The sequence below is a fragment of the Streptomyces sp. LS1784 genome (genome assembly GCF_020103755.1).
In the GTDB taxonomy this organism is placed as follows: Bacteria; Actinomycetota; Actinomycetes; order Streptomycetales; family Streptomycetaceae; genus Kitasatospora.
The window spans coordinates 1-3,858 of record NZ_JAHSQD010000690.1; the positions used below are offsets into that span (position 1 = coordinate 1).

At 74.6% G+C, this 3,858-nt stretch carries 5 protein-coding genes; 3 read left to right on the top strand and 2 right to left on the bottom strand.

The window, feature by feature from the left end:
- A partial coding sequence (locus KS423_RS40620; protein WP_308020308.1) for an acetyl-CoA carboxylase carboxyltransferase subunit beta occupies positions 1-901 on the bottom strand: 901 nt, incomplete at its 3' end.
- A 399-nt stretch (positions 902-1,300) separates the two neighbouring features.
- Here KS423_RS40620 and KS423_RS40625 point away from each other — a divergent pair.
- The gene (locus KS423_RS40625; protein WP_224284751.1) at positions 1,301-1,633 is read left to right on the top strand and encodes a ribonuclease domain-containing protein; all 333 of its coding nucleotides are present in this window, start codon (positions 1,301-1,303) and stop codon (positions 1,631-1,633) included.
- A 193-nt stretch (positions 1,634-1,826) separates the two neighbouring features.
- Here the strand turns inward: KS423_RS40625 and KS423_RS40630 are convergent, their stop codons facing one another.
- Complete coding sequence (locus tag KS423_RS40630; RefSeq protein WP_224284748.1) at positions 1,827-2,645, bottom strand: MOSC domain-containing protein; 819 nt, start codon at positions 2,643-2,645, stop codon at positions 1,827-1,829.
- Positions 2,646-2,772: 127 nt separating this feature from the next.
- On the opposite strand from KS423_RS40630, the gene KS423_RS40635 reads away from it, so the two are divergent.
- Positions 2,773-3,456: a TetR/AcrR family transcriptional regulator gene (locus KS423_RS40635; protein WP_224284749.1), complete on the top strand. Its 684-nt coding sequence runs from the start codon at positions 2,773-2,775 to the stop codon at positions 3,454-3,456.
- A gap of 180 nt (positions 3,457-3,636) precedes the next feature.
- Positions 3,637-3,858: universal stress protein (locus KS423_RS40640; RefSeq protein ID WP_224284750.1), on the top strand; the 222-nt coding region annotated here is incomplete at its 3' end.

Sequence of the window (3,858 nt, forward strand, 5' to 3'; positions counted from 1 at the left end):
CGCGCCCGCCGGGGGCGTCCAGCAGCACCAGCTCCTCCGCGGTGTGCCGCAGCAGCTCGCGGGCGCCCGGACGGTCGGGGCGACGGGTGCGGCGGACGGAGTCCCAGGCGTCGGGGCGGCCGGGGGCGGCCGGAGCGGGCTCGGGAGCGGTCGCGGGGTCGGTGGAAGCTGTGGGGTCCGCGGGAGCCGCGGGATCCGTGGAAGGGGACGGCGGTGCGGCGGTGAGGACGGCGAGCGTACGGCGGAGCAGCTCGCGCAGCTCCTGCGGCGGTACGACGGCGTCCACCAGTCCCCGACCGGCGAGCGTCTCGGCCCGCTGGACGTCCGGCGGCAGCTCCACGCCGCGCAGCTCCTCGTACACGCGCGGTCCGAGGAAACCGAGCCGGGCGCCCGGCTCGGCGAGGACCAGCTGACCGAGCGTGCCCCAGGAGGCGAAGACGCCGCCCATGGTGGGGTTGCGCAGATAGGTGAGATAGGGGAGGCCGGCCGCGCGGTGCGTCTGGACGGCAGCGGTGATCCGCAGCATGCAGAGGAAGGCCGCCGATCCCTCCTGCATCCGCGTCCCGCCGGAGACCGGCAGGGCGAGCAGCGGCAGCCGTTCGGCGGTGGCGCGTTCGACGGCGCGGGTGATCCGCTCGGCGGTGGCGACGCCGATGGAGCCGCCGAGGAAGCCGAATTCGGAGGCGATGAGGGCGACCGGCCGGCCGTCGACCAGGCCGACGCCGGTGAGGACGGCCTCGTCCAGGCCGGTGCGCTCCTGAGCGCGGTCTAGCGAGGCGCGGTAGCCGGGGTCGGTCCGGTCCGACGTGGGCGGCTCGTCCCAGCTGCGGAAGCCTCCCGGGTCGACCAGCAGACCGATCAGCTGGTGGGCCGTCAGTGCCGCGCCCGAGCCCGTACCCATGCCCACCCCTGTCAGAGATCGTTCCGGCCCGCCGTGATCCGCTACTCTACGCGGCACTCCATGCGGCGTGGTCGGGGCGTGGTCGGGAGCGCGGTGGGGGCGTGGCCCGGGTGCGGGGAGCGCCCGGACGGCCGGGAGGGGCGCCTCCGACGAGAGTTCGATGACGGTCGACCCCCGTGCCGGGCAGGTGGTTCGTGGGCGTTTCGCGGGCGGCTCCGGGGAACGGGCGCCCAGGCCGGAGTACGGGTCAAGTCGCCGTAGGTAAAGGGGAGTTACTCACTGGTTAATAGTTTTCCGGAGGGCTTCCGGAGTTGACGGTGTCTCGCCACACTGGTGGACATGACTCGCACTCTACGCGCATGGAAGTCCCGCGCAGCCGCTGTCACCGCCGTCGCCCTGATGACCCTCGCCCCGGTCGCCGTCGCCACCGACGCACACGCCGACGTGAGCGGCTCGGTCTGCCTCTCCGCCCTCCCGTCGCAGGCCACCGACACCCTGAACCTGATCGCCTCCGGCGGACCGTTCCCCTACTCCCAGGACGGCGTGGTCTTCCAGAACCGGGAGAGCGTCCTCCCCGGCGAGTACTACGGCTACTACCACGAGTACACCGTCATCACCCCGGGCTCCCCGACCCGCGGCGCCCGCCGGATCGTGACCGGCCAGGCCTACCAGGAGGACTACTACACCGGCGACCACTACGCCACGTTCTACCTGATCGACCAGACCTGCTGAGCGCTCACCGCGTACCGGCCGACCGTCGGTTGACCGTCGCCGACCACCGGCCGGCCGTCTGCTGAGCGCCGGTCGAGCGCCGGCCGGCCCTCCGGGGACCGGCCCCGGCCCGGGGCACTCCCGACACGACGGTGGCCCCGGCGCACTTCCCCGCCGAGGTCACCGCCGTGCGGCCGCAGCGGCCGCGCCGGGCTCAGAGCTCGGACGGCCCCCAGGCACCCACCGCCAGCTCGTCCCCCACCCGCAGCGTGCCGGGCCTCAGCACCGCGAACTTGCTGCCGAACGCCACCCCGCCGGCCGTCGCCCGGCGGTACCGGGCCAGCGTGCGCAGCGGCTCCGGGCCCGCCTTGGCGCCGCAGGACTGGTCCACCATTGTCACCGCGCAGCGGATCGCGAGCTTGGCGTAGCCCAGTTCGGCCTCGCCCACCTCGATCCGGCGGGCCAGGTCCTCGGTGTGCGGCTCGGTCCAGCCGTCCACCACCAGGTTCGGGCGGAAGCGGTCCATCGGCAGCGGCTGAGCACCGGAGAGCTCGTTGAAACGCTCCAGCGAGGAACGCGACACCAGGTGCACGGCACAGCTGTCCGCGTAGCCCGAGGTGCCCGGCGTCAGCCCGTCGGTCACCCGGTCGTGCTCCGGCGGCACCCGGACCAGCCGGCTGCGCACGCCCAGCACCTCGGAGAGCCAGCCGGCCGCCTCCCCGCCCTGGTCGATGCCGAGGAACGGCGCACCGAACAGCCGCACCTCGCGGCGCGGGCCCTCGGCGTCCACCGGCACGGACACCGGCTCCACCCCCGCAGCGGCCAGGGTCAGCCGACGGCCGTCCTCCGACACCGCCGGGCGGACGGTGGCCAGTGCCGGGTCCCGGCGCTGGGAGCGGAACACGCCCTCCTCGTCCACCACCATGAACGCCCGGTCATGGGCGAGCCCGGCCCGGGTGAGTTCCGCCTGTGCGGCCGCCACCCCGGCGCACCCCTTCACCGGGTAGTACCGCAGCTCCGTCACCGTGGCCATCGTCCCGCCGCCCCCTTTCTGCTTGCATGCCGTCCATCTTGTCGACCCCACAGGGTAGTTGAGTGCCTCGACGGGGGGCGGTGGGCGGTGCCGGGTGCGTTCGCCCGGCGCTTGCTAGGGTCGGGGCATGGCACCACCGAGCAGCGCGAACCCCCCGGGGCGGCTCCGGCGGGACGCGCAGCGCAACCGTGACCTGCTGCTCTCCGCCGCCCGCGACATGTTCTCCCGACACGGCCTGGACGTGCCGTTGGACCAGATCGCCAAGGAGGCCGGCGTCGGCAACGCCACCCTCTACCGGCACTTCCCGACCCGCGAGGCGCTGATCGGCGAGGTGTTCGCGGACGCCGGGGACGGCCTGGCCACCGCGGGTGAGGAAGCGCTCGCCGCCCAGGACGCCTGGAGCGGCCTCGAACGGTACTTCGCGCGGATCTTCGAGCTGGTCGCCGCCGACCGGGGCATCAACGACCTGGTCACCCAGGCCATCCCGACCATCCCCGGAATGATCGAGATCAGTCGCCGGCACGCAGCCACCGTCGGCGCCCTGATCGCCCGCGCCCAGGAACAGGGCACCATGCGCCGCGACGTGGTCACGATGGACCTGCTCTTCCTGCTCGGCCCGCTCTGCCGGGCCCTGCCCGCCGCCACCGAGCTGCGCTCCGACCTCTGGCGCCGCTACCTCGCCCTCCTGCTCGACGGCTTCCGCGCCCGGGCCACCCACCCGCTGCCGGTCCCGCCGATCGGGGAGGAGCACCTGGACCGGATGTTCGCGGACCTCTGGGAAGCGGAGCCCCCGGAGTCGCCGGAGGCCTGAGCGCGCGTCGTCCGCACGGCATCAGGGACGCGTACGGAAGGGCGGGCTCCGCGTCAGAGCCGCGTCAACGGGCCGGGGCCGCACGGGTGCGGACCGCTTTGCTGGGGTGGAATCGGCGCCGTCCGGTCCGGTGCGCGGGCACACGGACGCGCGGGCGGACGGAGAGGCAGGGGCAGGGCCATGGCGGACAGTGGTGCGGACGAGGGCCGGATCGTGGTCGGCGTCAGCGGCTCGCTCGGCAGCCTCGCCGCGCTGCACCACGCGGTGGCCGAGGCCCGCCGGACGGACGTCGAGGTGCTCGCGGTGCTCTGCTGGGCCTCGCCGGGCGACGTGCTCGGCTGCCGCCGCACCCCGTGCCCGCCGGTGGTCAACGCCGGCCGGGACGCCGCCGTGGCCCGGCTG